This window comes from Acidithiobacillus sp. AC3 (genome assembly GCF_050261095.1).
Taxonomy (GTDB): domain Bacteria; phylum Pseudomonadota; class Gammaproteobacteria; order Acidithiobacillales; family Acidithiobacillaceae; genus Igneacidithiobacillus; species Igneacidithiobacillus copahuensis.
Map to the genome: position 1 here is coordinate 467,835 of NZ_CP189838.1, position 14,894 is coordinate 482,728.

A 14,894-nucleotide genomic window follows, 5' to 3' on the forward strand; every position below is an offset into this window, starting at 1 on the left:
CCTCAGCCTTCGTTAATGAGCTCTGCCCGGTTGCTGCGCGCGAGTGGTAGCGTGAGCACGAAACAGGCCCCGTATCCCTGCACCCGGCGCAACTCTACGCTACCGTCGTGGACCATCATGATTTTGGCGACAATCGCTAGACCAAGTCCACTCCCCTTGGTTTTGCTCGTAACGTAAGGTTTGAAAACTTCCGTCCATTGCGCCTCGGGAATGCCCGGTCCATTGTCTTGTACACTGATCTCGACACTGTCCGTGAGGGCTGCGGCCCGCAGCAGAATGCGACCTTCTTGGCCAGGAACGGCATCACAGGCGTTGAGCAAGAGGTTGCTGATCGCCTGTCCCAGCAAAGAGGCATCGAAGCTCGCCTGCAGACCAGGATTACATTCCAGGGTCACGCCAATTGCGCGGGTGTCGAAGTCCGTCACGTGCCGTTGCACGCAGCGCTGCAGGAATGGGCAGAGTTCGTGTGGCTCGACGTGGGTGTCATAGCTTCGGCCAAAATCCAAAAATCCCTGGGTCATGTCGTACAGACGCTGTACCTCTTCTTCAATGATCTGTAAAAACTCTTCCCGGTTGTCGCGATCATCGTAGTGCACCAGATACCGTGCCGCCCCGCGTACCGAGGACAAGGCATTGCGAATCTCGTGGGCGACCTGCGACGACATCTGCCCGATGGTCACCATACACTGCATGGCCTGCTGCCGCTGATTGAGTTTGCGCAACTCCAGCAGGTGTTCGCGCAGCCGCGTCGCGAGGGAGCGAAAGGCGAGTTCGAGGCGATGCAGTTCATCCCGATATTCGTCTGTCTCTTCTGCTTGCGCTTCCTCGCGGATACCGAACTGCCGCTGCATGGCTTCCATTTCATGCATGAGTCGCGATATGGGGCGCGTGATGGCAAGACTGACCAGATAAGCACCAATGAGGCCGATGATGGCGGTGCTAATGCCGAGGATCAGTAGACGACTGGTGGTGTGCTCCAGTTTTTGGGCGATGAGACGATCGATTTCTGGAGTGGCGCTGCGCAGCCATACCGTACCCAGGCGCTGATTGCCGGCGGTGATGGCGGCGGAGTAGGCGTATTTGTGGGGCAGCATTCGGCTTGCCGTGGAGGGTATCTGCGTGCCTACCTGCGCAAGATCCGTGCTGGCAACCACGGTGTTGGAGCGATCGACGATCAGTACCGCAGATACGAGAGAGTTCCCGCTGTTGGCGAGTTGCGCAAGATGGCCCGCATCTTTCAGGAGTAGAGGGTTGGCTGCCGAGCTAGCGATGCTGTCGGTGAGATGGCGGATTTCCGTCTGTACCTGACTGGTCAGGTCGGCGCGCACGGAGGTATAAAGAAAGGTGGCGATCAACAGATAAATCATGGCGATGAGAAGCACAACCAAGGCCATGCTCTTGCTGCGCCAGGTCAGGCGTTGCCAGAGGTGGGGAACTGACGGCGTCACAGTGTGTGGGAAAGACTGTTGGTGTTCGTGAACTTCATGGCTGTGCAGCGATCTCCTGAAAGCCTGCGGCCGTCAAGGCCTGTTTCGGGAGTGTAGCCAAAATGTCGCGAACCTGCGCGTTCTGGTCGCGCGAAATTGCCGGGCTGGCGACGAGGTCCCAGGCCGGCGCGGGACCGGTGCGGGCGACGATTTCCCAAGTATGCGGCATGGCGGCAGCGAGACTGTCCACCGTCGCGCTGCGCACAACCCCCAAATTTGCCTGGCCACTGCCAAGCGCGGTGAACACTGCGCGTTCCGAATCCACCGGCCACCAGGAAACCGGTTTTCCGGCAGCAAAGCCGGCAACCTTATCGGCGATCAGATCCTTGGCGCTGCAATAGGGACTGCCATACGCAATCCGTAGTTGCGCTGATGCTGTCTGGACGCCAGCGATGCGCACCAGCGCCAGACCTGAAGATCCAGCATTCGGAATCAGCGTGGCCAGGCGACGAACGTCGCCCTGCGCCGCTTTCGTCATCAGTGGACTCAAGAGCGCAAACTGGTAGCGTCCCGCCCGGACTTGCTGCAGGTATTGCCGTTCGTCGCGCGGCAGCGAAATTTCGATGGCCTTACCTGTCGCCTTTTCCAGGGCCAGTCGCAAGGGTTGAAACAGGCGCGCTGCGGTCAAGGGAGAAAACGCCGGCGGAATGCCCAGGCGCCAACGTGGGCGTTGCAAGCGCGGTGTCAGCTCTTCGCCATACAGGTCGGAATAGAGGCTGCGTAGTGGTCCATAGGTCCCTGGAGTGACAGAAGTGAAACGGGTCGCCAGGGCATGGATTGCCGCCATCGCACTGGGGTCCTGCTGGGACAGATTGAGCAATGTCTGGCGGATTGCCGCCTGCTGCGCTGCGGGTACGCTCTCGGATGCGGCGATGAGATCGCCGGGCCCGACGGTACTGCGCGCAATCACGCGCAGGGTGCCTGCACGCAGATAGGGTTCGGCAATGTTTTCGGCAACGGCAGTCGCATCATAGAAGCGCGCCGCCACATCCATCAATGCATTGCTATCGCTTCCGCCTTGTCCCAATTCGCTGAGATCTTGTCGTTTGATGCCGGCAGCATCCAACAGAGACAGGGGCACCAGGGCCGATGCCGCACAGGCGGGATTCCCCAAAATGAAGGATTTTCCACGTAACTGCAGGACCGTGTGGATCGGACTATCGCTGCGGACGACGATCACGCTCTCATTACCGCCAGGGGGGGGCACCAGGCCAGCGAGAGGAATATATGGTTTGCTATGGGCGATCTTCAGATACGCAATCGGGCAGAGCAAAACGATTTGCGCTCGTTTTTCTCTCGCCTTCAGGTAGAATTGGTGAAGATCTGCACTGAAGCTGAGCTGAATGGGCTCGCCAAGGGATTTTTGCAAGTGTGTCGCGAGAGGCTCAAAGGCCGCGAACATGACGGAAGGGCTGCTGACCGGTGGCAGCAGAAAGCGTAGCTCGGCCAGGCCTTGCAGGGGCCAGAGCAGCAGGTTGAGGCAGATACCCAGTAGGAAAAGTCGTAAACGCATGGGAAACCGATGGCCGAGCGATCGCCTAGACTAAGCAAAAGGAGTGCCAATATCCAATGCAGGAAAAATCTCTAACGCATTTCACGCAGCAGGGCGAGGCGCAGATGGTGGAGGTGGGCGCCAAGCCGGTTACCTTGCGGCGCGCCCTAGCCGGCGGTGCCATTCGCATGGCTCCGGCAACCCTTGCACGGATTCGTGCCGGAGACATGCACAAGGGAGATGTGCTGGCGGTGGCGCGAATTGCCGCGATCCAGGCCAGTAAACGCACGGCCGAGTTGATCCCTTTGGCACACCCATTGTTCTTGACTGGCGTAGAAATCCGCTTTGCGCTCGATGCCGATTCGAGCGAAGTACGCTGCGAAGCCGAGGCGCGCTGCCAGGGACAGACCGGCGTGGAAATGGAAGCGCTCACCGCAGTGAGCGTCGCCTTGCTGACCATTTACGACATGTGCAAGGCTATCGATCGGGGTATGACACTGACCGGGATTTGTCTGTTGCGGAAGGAGGGAGGCAAATCTGGCGTCTGGGAACGCAAGCCAGGCGCTGGGCAATGAAGCGGGGAGAGGCGTAGTCGTGGCGCTCCCCGCTGTGGTTGCTTGCTATTATTTGCCGCGGTGCGGAGAGGAGCTGTAACGCACCATCACGTCGCGATCTTTCCAATTGCTCTCTTTCAAAATTTCATCCGGGATCATGTAACGATCCTGCGGCGCTACATCCTGGCACTTGACGATCCGCAGCACATCGGAGAAGGGCAGTTTGCGTAGCAGGCCGTCCTTGTCGGTGGCGCGGACGATCATAGCGTCCTTCAACAAGGCATAGACATAGAAGTTACCGGGGCGCAGCTTACCTTCCTTGTCTTTCCAGGTGACGGTAATCCGGGTATGTTCTTTGAAATCGTTACGATTCATCTCTGGTCTCCACACGTTTCAGGATAGGATGAACTTATCCACTTTGGGCTGTCCAGGCAAATAAGCCGCCCTTATTACAAAATCAAAAAAGCTGAGTTGCTTTATCGCTATGGCTCGGCGACCATCATCTCCCTACCTTTCCGGTGGGTCCGTTCAAATTTCAGTGAGGTCAGGCGATGGCTACGGTCATGGAGTTCGAGGATCACAAGAAGCAGGAAATCAAGTACAGCACCTGCTACATGTGCGCCTGTCGCTGCGGTATCAAGGTCACCGTAGAAGACAACAAGGTGCGTTTCATCCAGGGTAACCGCAATCATCCGATCAACCAGGGGGTGCTCTGCGCCAAGGGCTCGGCGGGGATCATGAAGCAGTACTCCCCGGGCAAATTGCGGAATCCTTTGCGGCGCAAGCCAGGCACCGAGCGTGGCGCCGGCGAGTTCGAAGAGATTTCCTGGGACGAAGCCCTCGACACCCTGACCAAGCGCCTCGAGCACATTCGTGCTACGGATCCGGACAAATTGGCCTATTTTACCGGTCGTGACCAGATGCAGGCGCTCACCGGGCTCTGGGCGCAGCAATTTGGCACCCTCAACTGGTCTGCGCATGGCGGCTTCTGCTCCGTCAATATGGCCACTGCCGGCCTCTACATGCTCGGCCACGCCTTCTGGGAATTTGGTGACCCGGACTGGGATCGCACCAAGTACTTCATGCTCTGGGGTGTCGCCGAAGATCACTCCTCCAATCCGATGAAGATTGGTCTGGAGAAGCTCAAGCGTAACGGTGGCAAGTTTGTCGGCGTCAATCCGGCGCGCACCGGCTATCAGGCCATTGCCGACGAGTGGGTGCCTATCCGTCCGGGCACTGATGGTATGTTCGCCTTGTCCATGGTGCATGTGCTTCTGCAGAATGAGCAGTTCGATTGGGATTTTCTACTGCGCTACACCAACGCCCCCTTCCTGGTGGTGAATACCCCCGGTCAGAAGGGCGACGGTTTGATCTGGCGCGATGCCGAGGGGCACCCTCTGGTCTGGGATCTCGAACAGCAGGCCTACGTCAACGGCATGCAGCCTGGCGTAAAGGCAGCCCTCTTTGGCGAATTCCAGACCCCCGATGGTCGGCCCGTGCGCACCATCATGTCCATTCTCGCCGAGCGCTATCTGGACGACCGCTACAGCCCGGCCAACGCCAGCAAAATCACCGGCATTCCAGCGGAAACCATCGAGCGACTGGCCTTGGAAATGGCCCACGTCGCGTTCAAGGAAAGCATCGAGATTGAAGTCGAATGGACCGATTGGGCCGGCCGCAAGCACGACAAGTTCATCGGGCGGCCAGTGTCCATGCACGCCATGCGCGGTATCTCGGCACATTCCAACGGCATGCAGGCAGCGCGTGCCATTCACCTGGTGCAGATTCTTTTGGGCACCATCGACTGTCCCGGTGGCTTCCGCGCCAAGGCGCCATACCCCAAGCCCGTACCGCCGCCAAACAAGCCGGCGCAGCACAGCGCTCCCAACACCCCGCTGAAGTCCTTGCCGCTCGGTTTCCCGACCGCGCCGGAAGACCTCGTCATCGACGAGAATGGTAATCCAAAGCGCATCGATAAGGCCTATTCCTGGGAGGCGCCAATTGCCAACCATGGCCTGATGCACATGGTGATCACCAATGCCGTCAACAAGGATCCCTACGGCATCGACACCCTGATCTTCTTTATGGCGAACATGAGTTGGAACTCCACCATGAATACCGCCAACGTGCAGGAGATGCTGAAGGCCAAGGACGAAAATGGCGAGTACAAGATCCCGTTTTTGGTGGTCATCGACGCCTTCCATTCGGAGATGGTGAATTTTGGCGACCTGATCCTGCCCGATACCACCTACCTGGAGCGCTATGATTCCATCTCGCTCTTGGATCGACCCATTTCCGAGCCGGATGCCATCTGTGACTCCATCCGCCACCCGATCCTCAAGCCGGACCGCAATGTGCGCCCCTGGCAGGACGTGATGGTGGAGCTGGGGGGGCGTTTGAAACTGCCTGCCTTCACCAAGGAGGATGGCACCCCCAAGTACAGCGGTTATAAGGATTTCATTGCCAATTTCGAGCGTGCTCCAGGGATCGGCTTTCTGGCCGGTTGGCGGGGTAAGGATGGCGAGACGCACCTGCGCGGTGAACCGAATCCCAATCAGTGGGATCGCTACATCGAGAATCAGGGCTTCTTCCAGTATCACCTGCCCAAGTCCCAACGCTTTTACCGCTTTGCGAACAAAGAATATCTGGAGCTGGCGCAGCGGGTGGGATTCAATCCTACGGCCGACCCCATCATCATCGAGTTGTATTCCGAAGCCTTCCAGCGCTTCCGCTTGGCGGGTCAGGGCCTCTATGATGGTCCGATGCCCAAGGATCCGGTCGACCGCGAGCGTCTGGCTACCTATTTCGACCCGTTGCCAGACTTCTACGAGCCTTTGGAGCAGCAGCGTATCGACAAGAAGGAGTATCCGTTCTTTGCCGTCAATCAGCGCCCCATGATGATGTATCACTCTTGGGATAGCCAGAACGCCTGGTTGCGCCAGATCATCGCGCAGAATTATTTGTATATGAATCGGCAGCGCGGCGAGCAGATGGGGATCCAGGACAAGAGCTGGGTCTGGGTCGAGAGCCACAATGGCAAGATCCGCGTACAGGTGAAGCTGATCGAAGGTTGCCAGGAAGACACGGTGTGGACCTGGAACGCCATCGGCAAGCAATCCGGCGCCTGGGGTCTGAAACCCGACGCCGCGGAGGCCACTCGCGGGTTCCTGATGAATCACCTAATTTCGGAATTGCTGCCGCCTAAACAAGGCGAGCGGCGCTTGACCAACTCCGATCCAATTACCGGGCAGGCGGCTTGGTATGACTTGATGGTCAAGATTTATCCGGCGGCGCCGGGTGAGGAGGGCACCTGGCCCACCTTCCCGACCATGAAGCCGCTGCCCGGCGATACTCCGGCACCGGACGTGCTGCGGTATCACACCCATAAGCCCGTCAATCTCAAGTCCTGAGTAGGCAAGGAGCGCGACATGAGACTTGGATTAGTCATCGATCTGGATACCTGCGTAGGCTGTCATGCCTGTGCGGTAGCCTGTAAGGAATGGAATACCAGCGGCACCACGGCGCCGCTGACGGACTATAATCCGTATGGTGCCAAGCCATCCGGGGTCTGGTTCAACCGTATCCGGCACTATGAAATCGGGGAGTATCCCTACAACAAGACGGTCAATTTCCCGATGTCCTGCATGCATTGTGAAAATGCGGAGTGCGTCACCGTCTGCCCCACTGGGGCGAGCCACAAACGCCCAGAAGATGGCATCGTTCTTGTCGATCAAAGCAAGTGCATGGGCTGCAATTACTGCTCCTGGGCCTGCCCTTATGGCGCCCGCGAGCTGGATCGGGTCTCCGGCACGATGAAGAAGTGCACCCTCTGCATCGACCGCATTTACGACATGGAAATCCCCGAAGAAGAGCGTCAGCCGGCCTGCGTACTGACCTGTCCGGCGCATGCGCGTATGTTCGGTGACTTCGACGATCCAGAGAGTCCGGTCAGTCGGGCGGTGCGCGAGCGCGGTGGCTATCAGCTCATGCCCGAGTTGAACTATGACCCGAGCAACCATTATCTGCCGCCGCGCGTGCACGCTCCCATCCCCACCGAAGGCCTGAAAAAGAAGGCCGGCGCAAAGGTGAAGGAGTGGGTCAATCGTGTGGTGGAGCGCTAAGGAGACGTTATGCACGCGGCACTGGCAGTTATTTTTCTCACCCTGTTTTCTGGCGGCGGATTTGGCCTGATAGCCCTCGTTGCCATTGTCAACGATCTCCATATTGATGGTGGACTGAGTCCCGTGCAGACCTTGGCTGCGGTGATTTTGTCGCTGATCTTTGTCACGATCGGCATGCTGTCTTCGACGGCGCATCTTGCCAATCCCAAAAATGCGTGGCGGGCCTTCACTCGCTGGCGTACCTCGTGGTTGGCCCGCGAAGGTATCTTTGCGGTTGCGTATTATCCCTTTGCTTTTGCCTACCTGGTCTGGACCTTTGTCACGGGCGCCCCCGAAGCCACGGTCGGTCTGATCCTCGCCAGTCTGGCAGGGGTGATCGGACTCATCACCATCTTCTGCCAAGGCATGATCTATGCCGTGCTGCGGACCATTCGCCAATGGAATACGGCTCTGGTGCCGGCCAATTTTTACGCCATGGGTTTCGCCATCGGCGCCACGCTCCTTGCTGCCGTGCGCATTGTCACGGGCGAGAGTGCCGGAGTTTTTGTAGGCATTGCCATTGCCCTGATTGCTGCCGTGGCGGTGATGAAGGCCATTTACTACTTCTGGATCGCCCGTCCCTCCGGACCGACGATTCGCACGGCAACGGGTTTCAATCGCTCCACCGTTCGCATTCTGGACCAGGGGCATACCTTCGGCACCTTCCTCACCGAGGAGTTCGGCCATACCTTGGCGCGCGACAAGGCACGCGGCATCAAGTTGATGATGTATTTCTTCGCGGTCATCGTGCCGATCATTGCTCTGGCCTTTGCCGTGGCGGATCAGTCCGCCGTTGCGGCGGTCATTGCCGCGGTATCCATTGTATTTGGGCTGGGTGTGGAGCGCTGGCTGTTTTTTGTTGAGGCACAGCATGTGGTGAACCTGTATCATGGTCGTCAGCGCTGCTGACAAGCACAGCTACGGCAATTCCTCTGGGCAGGTAAGCAGCCTGCCCAAGACGGGGGAGCTTTGGGATCAGTATGGCAGACGCATCACTTACCTGCGCCTATCCCTCACTGAACACTGCAACTTTCGCTGCCAGTACTGCAGTCCGGCGGAAGGCACGCCGTACTTTGAGCGTGAGGAACATCTGCGTCCTGACGAAGTTCACCTCGTCCTACGCAGTTTTCAGGCCCTAGGTCTGCAACATTTGCGCTTTACCGGCGGCGAGCCTCTCATCCATCCCCACTTGTTGGCGCACGTCCGCTACGCCAATGAACTTGGTATCGGTAAAATCAGCCTGAGTAGCAACGGCTATCTGCTCGATCGCTTGGCTGAATCTCTTGCCCAGGCGGGCCTCAACAGTCTCAATATCAGCTTGGATACCCTCGACCCCGACAAGTTTCGACAGGTAACCCGGGGGGGGACGTTACCGCGCGTACTACGCGGCATTGATGCCGCGCGTGCGGCTGGGATACCCCGTATCAAGATCAATACGGTCCTATTGCGCAGTATCAACGGGTCGGAACTAGCTTCTCTGGTCGATTACGCGGTCGCGCGTGGCTTGGAGATTCGCTTCATCGAAACCATGCCTCTGGGTAGTGCAGGTAGCGGCAGTCAGGAGCAGGATTACCTCTCCGCGAGTGAGGCGCGGGGGATAATCGAGAGAGCTTTCGGGTCACTTTTGCCGCTTGCGAACAGTCGCGATCAGGGTCCGGCAAGACGATACACCTTGCCGGGCGGATACGGCAGCATCGGTTTCATCACCCCCATCAGTGACAACTTTTGTGCGACTTGCAATCGGGTACGTCTGACGGCAACCGGTCGTCTCGTCTTTTGCCTTGGTCAGGAGGCGGGTATGGAGTTGCGTCCCCTGCTTCGTTCGGGCATGGGTATGGTCGAACTTGGCAAGGCGATCGCACAGGGTATCTGGCAAGACAAACCCGAGCGCCATGTCTTCGATCAGGATCGCAAACGCTCTTCAAAAATATTTATGATGCGTCTTGGGGGCTGAAATAAATTAGAATTCTATGCCGCAGGGATGTTACCATAAGCGAATGCTATTTGTGGGGTGGATCGAAGATCATGTATGGTTTCAAAGAAGTTACCGCGGAGCAGTTGAAGGAGATGCAGGAGAAGGCGCAGGCCTTCACTCTGATTGACGTGCGTTCACCGGCTGAGGTTGCCCGCGGGATGATCAGCGGCGCTAAGCACATTCCCCTGCATCTGTTGCCAATGAGTATGGCCGAAATCGACAAGGAGAAGCCCTTGGTATTCTATTGTCTGAGCGGTGGACGTTCCTCGCAGGCCTGCGCGTTCGCGGCCGCACAAGGCTTCTCGGAGGTATACAACCTGCGAGGTGGGATTTCGGGCTGGGCTAACCGCTCTTTCCCCATCGTCTAGCATGGCGTATAAGAATATGCTGAAATATGCCGAACTAATCAACAAATTAAAATCTTTGCCTTGCTTGGCAGGCAAATCCTGATACATTCGTACGCTGTTGTTTGACTTGAGAGTGGAGGTTGCAATGGTACAAGAAGACAAGCTGCTGGATGCCCGTGGACTGAACTGCCCGCTGCCCATCCTGCGCACCAAGAAGGCCCTGGGAGAGATGAATGCCGGACAAGTCCTGAAAATCGTTGCTACCGATCCCGGTGCAGTGAAGGACTTTGAGGCGTTCTCCAAGCAGACCAAGAACCCTCTGCTCGACCAGGCGGAAGCTGGTGGCGAGTTCGTATTCTTCATTCAGAAGGCCTGATGAGCCTGTGGCGCCAGAGGATAGATCTCTGGCGCCTTCGAGGAGTGAATTATGGATGAAAAGAAACTGGCGATTGTCGCCACTAAAGGTACGTTGGACTGGGGTTATCCGCCCTTCATCCTGGCCTCTACCGCTGCGGCCCTTGGTTATAGCGTGGAAATCTTCTTCACCTTCTATGGCCTGCAGTTGCTGAAGAAAGATCTTGGGCATCTGCGAGTCAGCCCGCTCGGGAACCCGGCCATGCCTATGCCGGTGCCTATGCCGACCTTAATGATGGTCTTGCCGGGAATGGAAGGTATGGCAACTTCCATGATGAAGAGCAAGATGAAGGCCAAGGGCGTGGCGAGTCTCGAAGAGTTGCGTGAACTGTGTGTCGAGGCGGAAGTGCGCATGATTGCCTGCCAGATGACGGTAGACCTGTTCGAGTTTGATACGGCCGATTTCATCGACGGCATCGAGTTGGGTGGTGCGGCCGCTTTCTTTGAATTTGCGGGCGAGTCCGACATTACCTTGTTCATCTGATCGGAACGGATCAGAGGTGTGGCGGTCAGACAGATATCGGCTTACTACTGCTAGTGAGGAGCAAGTAAATGGCGACTTACGCTGAAATGAAAGAGATGTTCGACGAGATTCGTGCCGACTTCCGGTACGATCACGAACTCAATGGTTGTCTTAACTGCGGTATCTGCACCGCCACCTGTCCGTCGGCACAGTTTTACGATTACAGCCCGCGGGAGATCGTCCAGCTTTTGTGGACGGAAAACGTGGAGCAGATTTATGACGCCATGCAGGAGAAAATCTGGGCTTGTGCGCAGTGTATGACCTGTGCGGCACGTTGCCCCTTCAAGAATTCTCCTGGTGGCCTGGTAATGATCATGCGCGAGGTTTCCATTCGCCATGGCATGCAGTCTGCGAAAGACGTACTGCGGCCCTTCGGGCGCGTTATGCTCAAGCTCATCACTACCGGCAACCAGTTGTCTCCTGACATGATTCAGCCGGATCACTTCCCCGACTGGGGTCCAAACATTCAAAAGGTCGAAGGCGACCTTCGTGTGTTGCGCAAGGCGATCCCGGTGCGCACCCTGCAGACTGTGGAAACTGCCTGGGAAGTTTCGCTGAAGACCTCCGTGGAAATGTACACCATCTGGGAAATGACAGGCGTGCTGAAGTCCCTGGAAACCATGGATGAAAATCTCTTCGACGTGATCGAGGACTTCATCGATGAAAAGCGCGAAGACTACGAAGACTGGCTCGAAAGCCATGGCGACGAGTAAGGGGTGACGAAAATGAGTGAAAACACGACGCAGCAAGGGGTAGCCGGTCACGGCGCCTTTTTCCAGGATACCAATCTCAACGCCAACGAAGCCGAAGCGGCGACGGCATGGGTGCGTAACCATGTCGACCGGCGTTCGGTGGATCTGGGCGAGCGTATGGACGACATCCGCGAGCACATGTGGGAGCTCGAGAAGGAAGGCGAGATCATCGTCCATCGCATCAGCGATGACCATAAGCCCATCGAGGTCGACACCCTTTTCGGCTGGAAGAAGCGGGTACCCACCAACCAGCTCTGGCATCACAAGAGCTGTGGGCAGTGCGGCAACATCCCCGGCTATCCCACCAGCCTCATGTGGTTCATGAACAAGTTCGGTATCGACTACCTCGACGAGACCGACCAGACCTCCTGCACCGCTTGGAACTATCATGGCTCCGGCATTGGCAACGTCGAATCCCTGGCGGCGGTGTTCCTGCGCAACTTCCACCAAGCCTACGTCTCCGGCAAGCAGCACGGCTTCGAGAATGGCCACTTCTATCCCCTGGTGCATTGCGGCACCTCCTTCGGTAACTACAAGGAAATCCGCAAGTACCTGATCGAATCCGCCGAGCTGCGCGAGAAGGTCAAGAAGATCCTCGGCAAGCTTGGGCGTCTGGTCGATGGCAAGATCGTCATCCCCGAAGAAGTGGTGCACTACAGTGAGTGGCTGCACGTGATGCGCAACCGCATTGCCAGCGACCTGCAGACCATCGACATGAGCAACATCCGGGTGACCGTGCATGCCGCCTGCCACTACTACAAGATGGTGGCCGAGGATGCGGTCTATGACAACACCGTTCTCGGCGGCAACCGCACCGCGGTCGGCACCTCCATGGCCCAGGCCCTGGGCGCGCAGGTCATCGACTACTCCACCTGGTATGACTGCTGTGGCTTTGGCTTCCGCCACATCATTTCCGAGCGCGAGTTTACCCGCAGCTTCACCATGAACCGCAAGATCAAGGTCGCGCGGGAAGAGGCGAAGGCGGACGTGATGATCGGCATCGACACCGGCTGCATCACCACCATGGATAAGAACCAGTGGATTGGCAAGGCACACGATATGAATTACTCGGTGCCGATCATTGCCGACGTGCAGTTGGCCGCGCTGGCCTGTGGTGCCGATCCGTTCAAGATCGTGCAGCTGCAGTGGCATGCTTCCCCCTGTGAGGATCTGGTGGAGAAGATGGGCATCAGCTGGGACAAGGCCAAGGCCGATTTCCAGGAATATCTGAAGCAGGTCGAGCAAGGGAATGTGGAGTACCTCTACAACCCCGAACTCGCTACCAATCAGAACATCAATATGAAGACGGGTGCTTGAGGAGAACGATCAGTGAGTGCACAAGATACAGTTCTAGTAGTAGGTGCGGGCCCGGCGGGCCTTTCGGCGGCAGCCACCGTGGCAGCCATGGGCAAGAAAGCAGTTATCGTCGAAAAGGAAGACGTTCTTGGTGGTGCACCGATCATCTCGGGGTATGCCAAGCTGGTTCCTTCGGGTGAGTGGGCCAAGGATGCTATCGGCCGCATGGTGAGTCGGGTCGAAGGGGACGGCAACGTCAGCATTCACAAGTCTACCAAGGTCAGCCAGTTGGATGGTGAGGCCGGTAATTTCACCGCAACCTTGAGCAACGGCAGCAAGGTCGAAGCTGGCAGCATCGTGCTTGCTACGGGCTTCACCCACTTCGATTCCATCAACAAGCCGGAATGGGGTTTTGGTACCTACGAAGACGTGTTGACCACCTCCCAGATGGAGCAGATGGTCGCTACTGGTAAGATTCAGTGTCCGTCGGACGGTCGTGTGCCGGAGCGCGTCGCCATCCTGCTCTGCGTCGGTTCCCGTGACCGCCAGATTGGGCGTGAGTGGTGCTCCAAGATCTGCTGCACGGTTTCTGCAAATCTGGCCATGGAGATCAAAGAGATTTCTCCAAGCACCGACGTGTTCATTTACTACATGGACATCCGCACCTTTGGCCTGTATGAGGACAAGTTCTACTGGAAGAGCCAGGAAGAGTTCAAGACCAAGTTTGTCAAGGCGCGTATTGCCGAGGTGACCAAATCTCCGGATGGACGCCTGCTGGTGAAAGGTGAAGATACTCTGGTCAAACGTCCGATCGTCATCCCCATGGATATCGTTGTACATGCCATTGGCATGGATCCGAATGCCCTGAATCCCGAAATCGCCAAAACCTTTGGTATCGGTTTGGAAAAGCACGGTTTCATTGACAAGGCCGAGCAGTACACCAACAGTCAAGGGACCACACGTAAGGGTATTTATACCTGCGGTGCTTCTACCGGTCCTGAAGACATCGATACGTCTATCGCCCAGGGTCAGTCCGCTGGCTCGCGTGCGGTGGCGGATCTGTTCTCGGCGCAGAAAGTGGCCGTTTGAGTCTGATGCAAGAGTCTGTAACGCCGGCCAAGTTGCCTATCGATCTCGATGTCGGCCTGCTCAAGAAATCGTTCTACGAGCTTGAGGAGGCCCTCGAGGGGCAGCAGGGTTTATCTGATCTGATTGCTATGCTGGAGGAGAAGGGCGCGGTATTCCAGTCCATTCTCTCCCGTATTGACAAGGAATTAGATGCTGACGGGATGCGCACGTTGGTAGAACGGATGTTCACTGCGCGGCGCAAGCTCTGGCCGACTCTGGAAGCCTATGGAGCGCCGGCTTTGCGCTCTGCGATCGCTGACCTGCTCAGCGGCCACGGAGATTTGCCGCAACGTATGCAGCGCTTTCAAGAGGCAATTCCTGCAGAAGGCAAGGCGCAGAGGGCTCTACGGGATCTGGCGGCGGAGCTATTGCACTTCTCTAACCCGGAAGTGTACCCGCTCATGACCCGCTGGGTCTGGGACCAAGGTACGAGTTCCGGAGCGGTACGCGAGTTTGTGCGTGGCGGTGACTACATCACCGACTTTCCCTTAGGGGAGAGCCCGGAGATGTTTGAGGGTGTGCGGGAGTGGATGCGCCAAGGGCTGTCCGAACTTGGTGTGTATCGCGATCTGCCCTATCTCATCGATGTGTTGTTGGCATACCAATACTCACAATATTTGCGGGCCATGGCAGAAGGGTTCCTGCGCTCGGATTTCGGCGGGCAATCGGATTTCATCGAGCAAATCCACAAGTTGCTGGGAGTCGAAACCCAGCGGCGCATGGGCGGCTCACGGATCAAAGGCAAAGATGTTCATTAGTTTTCCAA

At 57.4% G+C, this 14,894-nt stretch carries 15 protein-coding genes; 12 read left to right on the plus strand and 3 right to left on the minus strand.

All coding sequences use genetic code 11. The features are described from left to right. Positions 1-2: 2 nt before the first annotated feature. Both ACQAYK_RS02350 and ACQAYK_RS02355 read right to left on the minus strand, forming a co-directional pair. Positions 3-1,394, minus strand: coding sequence for a sensor histidine kinase (locus tag ACQAYK_RS02350; RefSeq protein ID WP_215872255.1), 1,392 nt, complete (start codon positions 1,392-1,394; stop codon positions 3-5). An 88-nt stretch (positions 1,395-1,482) separates the two neighbouring features. Continuing rightward, positions 1,483-3,000, minus strand: coding sequence for a PhnD/SsuA/transferrin family substrate-binding protein (locus ACQAYK_RS02355; RefSeq protein WP_215872254.1), 1,518 nt, complete (start codon positions 2,998-3,000; stop codon positions 1,483-1,485). Between the two features lie 56 nt (positions 3,001-3,056). On the opposite strand from ACQAYK_RS02355, the gene moaC reads away from it, so the two are divergent. Further along, positions 3,057-3,554, plus strand: a complete 498-nt coding sequence (gene moaC / locus ACQAYK_RS02360) for a cyclic pyranopterin monophosphate synthase MoaC (protein WP_215872253.1) — start codon at positions 3,057-3,059, stop codon at positions 3,552-3,554. Between the two features lie 48 nt (positions 3,555-3,602). Here moaC and ACQAYK_RS02365 read toward each other — a convergent pair whose 3' ends face one another. Further along, the gene (locus tag ACQAYK_RS02365; protein WP_215872252.1) at positions 3,603-3,908 is read right to left on the minus strand and encodes a hypothetical protein; all 306 of its coding nucleotides are present in this window, start codon (positions 3,906-3,908) and stop codon (positions 3,603-3,605) included. A 176-nt stretch (positions 3,909-4,084) separates the two neighbouring features. Between ACQAYK_RS02365 and ACQAYK_RS02370 the strand changes: the two genes are divergently transcribed. From ACQAYK_RS02370 to ACQAYK_RS02420, 11 genes are all read left to right on the plus strand, one after another. Beyond that, on the plus strand, positions 4,085-6,943 hold the full coding sequence (locus ACQAYK_RS02370; RefSeq protein WP_215872251.1) for a molybdopterin oxidoreductase family protein: 2,859 nt from the start codon (positions 4,085-4,087) through the stop codon (positions 6,941-6,943). A gap of 18 nt (positions 6,944-6,961) precedes the next feature. After that, the gene (locus ACQAYK_RS02375) at positions 6,962-7,654 is read left to right on the plus strand and encodes a 4Fe-4S dicluster domain-containing protein (RefSeq protein ID WP_215872250.1); all 693 of its coding nucleotides are present in this window, start codon (positions 6,962-6,964) and stop codon (positions 7,652-7,654) included. Between the two features lie 9 nt (positions 7,655-7,663). Next, a complete protein-coding gene (locus ACQAYK_RS02380) occupies positions 7,664-8,602 on the plus strand; it encodes a dimethyl sulfoxide reductase anchor subunit family protein (RefSeq protein WP_215872249.1) in 939 nt (312 codons plus the stop codon). Next, entirely contained in the window at positions 8,583-9,647 is a 1,065-nt protein-coding gene (gene moaA / locus ACQAYK_RS02385) for a GTP 3',8-cyclase MoaA (RefSeq protein WP_215872248.1), read from the plus strand. Before ACQAYK_RS02380 ends, moaA begins: the two co-directional genes overlap by 20 nt. 71 nt (positions 9,648-9,718) lie before the next feature. After that, entirely contained in the window at positions 9,719-10,036 is a 318-nt protein-coding gene (locus tag ACQAYK_RS02390; RefSeq protein ID WP_215872247.1) for a rhodanese-like domain-containing protein, read from the plus strand. A 124-nt stretch (positions 10,037-10,160) separates the two neighbouring features. Then, on the plus strand, positions 10,161-10,391 hold the full coding sequence (locus ACQAYK_RS02395; protein ID WP_215872246.1) for a sulfurtransferase TusA family protein: 231 nt from the start codon (positions 10,161-10,163) through the stop codon (positions 10,389-10,391). Between the two features lie 51 nt (positions 10,392-10,442). After that, positions 10,443-10,913: a sulfur carrier protein DsrE2 gene (dsrE2, locus tag ACQAYK_RS02400; protein ID WP_215872245.1), complete on the plus strand. Its 471-nt coding sequence runs from the start codon at positions 10,443-10,445 to the stop codon at positions 10,911-10,913. A gap of 68 nt (positions 10,914-10,981) precedes the next feature. Beyond that, positions 10,982-11,665, plus strand: a complete 684-nt coding sequence (locus tag ACQAYK_RS02405) for a 4Fe-4S dicluster domain-containing protein (RefSeq protein ID WP_215872244.1) — start codon at positions 10,982-10,984, stop codon at positions 11,663-11,665. A gap of 12 nt (positions 11,666-11,677) precedes the next feature. After that, positions 11,678-13,021 carry a heterodisulfide reductase-related iron-sulfur binding cluster gene (locus ACQAYK_RS02410; protein ID WP_255790076.1) on the plus strand — a complete coding sequence of 448 codons (1,344 nt, stop codon included), beginning with the start codon at positions 11,678-11,680 and terminating at the stop codon, positions 13,019-13,021. Between the two features lie 12 nt (positions 13,022-13,033). After that, a complete protein-coding gene (locus ACQAYK_RS02415) occupies positions 13,034-14,089 on the plus strand; it encodes a CoB--CoM heterodisulfide reductase iron-sulfur subunit A family protein (RefSeq protein ID WP_215872346.1) in 1,056 nt (351 codons plus the stop codon). Between the two features lie 5 nt (positions 14,090-14,094). After that, on the plus strand, positions 14,095-14,886 hold the full coding sequence (locus ACQAYK_RS02420; protein WP_215872345.1) for a hypothetical protein: 792 nt from the start codon (positions 14,095-14,097) through the stop codon (positions 14,884-14,886). The last annotated feature ends 8 nt before the right edge of the window (positions 14,887-14,894 follow it).

Coding starts and splice junctions, on each gene's coding strand:
- ACQAYK_RS02410 (WP_255790076.1), top strand. CDS start 11,678: ATGAGTGAAAACACGACGCAGCAAGGGGTAGCCGGTCACGGCGCCTTT.
- ACQAYK_RS02355 (WP_215872254.1), bottom strand. CDS start 3,000: ATGCGTTTACGACTTTTCCTACTGGGTATCTGCCTCAACCTGCTGCTC.
- ACQAYK_RS02350 (WP_215872255.1), bottom strand. CDS start 1,394: ATGGCCTTGGTTGTGCTTCTCATCGCCATGATTTATCTGTTGATCGCC.
- ACQAYK_RS02420 (WP_215872345.1), top strand. CDS start 14,095: ATGCAAGAGTCTGTAACGCCGGCCAAGTTGCCTATCGATCTCGATGTC.
- ACQAYK_RS02365 (WP_215872252.1), bottom strand. CDS start 3,908: ATGAATCGTAACGATTTCAAAGAACATACCCGGATTACCGTCACCTGG.
- ACQAYK_RS02380 (WP_215872249.1), top strand. CDS start 7,664: ATGCACGCGGCACTGGCAGTTATTTTTCTCACCCTGTTTTCTGGCGGC.
- ACQAYK_RS02370 (WP_215872251.1), top strand. CDS start 4,085: ATGGCTACGGTCATGGAGTTCGAGGATCACAAGAAGCAGGAAATCAAG.
- ACQAYK_RS02395 (WP_215872246.1), top strand. CDS start 10,161: ATGGTACAAGAAGACAAGCTGCTGGATGCCCGTGGACTGAACTGCCCG.
- ACQAYK_RS02405 (WP_215872244.1), top strand. CDS start 10,982: ATGGCGACTTACGCTGAAATGAAAGAGATGTTCGACGAGATTCGTGCC.
- moaA (WP_215872248.1), top strand. CDS start 8,583: ATGGTCGTCAGCGCTGCTGACAAGCACAGCTACGGCAATTCCTCTGGG.
- dsrE2 (WP_215872245.1), top strand. CDS start 10,443: ATGGATGAAAAGAAACTGGCGATTGTCGCCACTAAAGGTACGTTGGAC.
- ACQAYK_RS02390 (WP_215872247.1), top strand. CDS start 9,719: ATGTATGGTTTCAAAGAAGTTACCGCGGAGCAGTTGAAGGAGATGCAG.
- moaC (WP_215872253.1), top strand. CDS start 3,057: ATGCAGGAAAAATCTCTAACGCATTTCACGCAGCAGGGCGAGGCGCAG.
- ACQAYK_RS02375 (WP_215872250.1), top strand. CDS start 6,962: ATGAGACTTGGATTAGTCATCGATCTGGATACCTGCGTAGGCTGTCAT.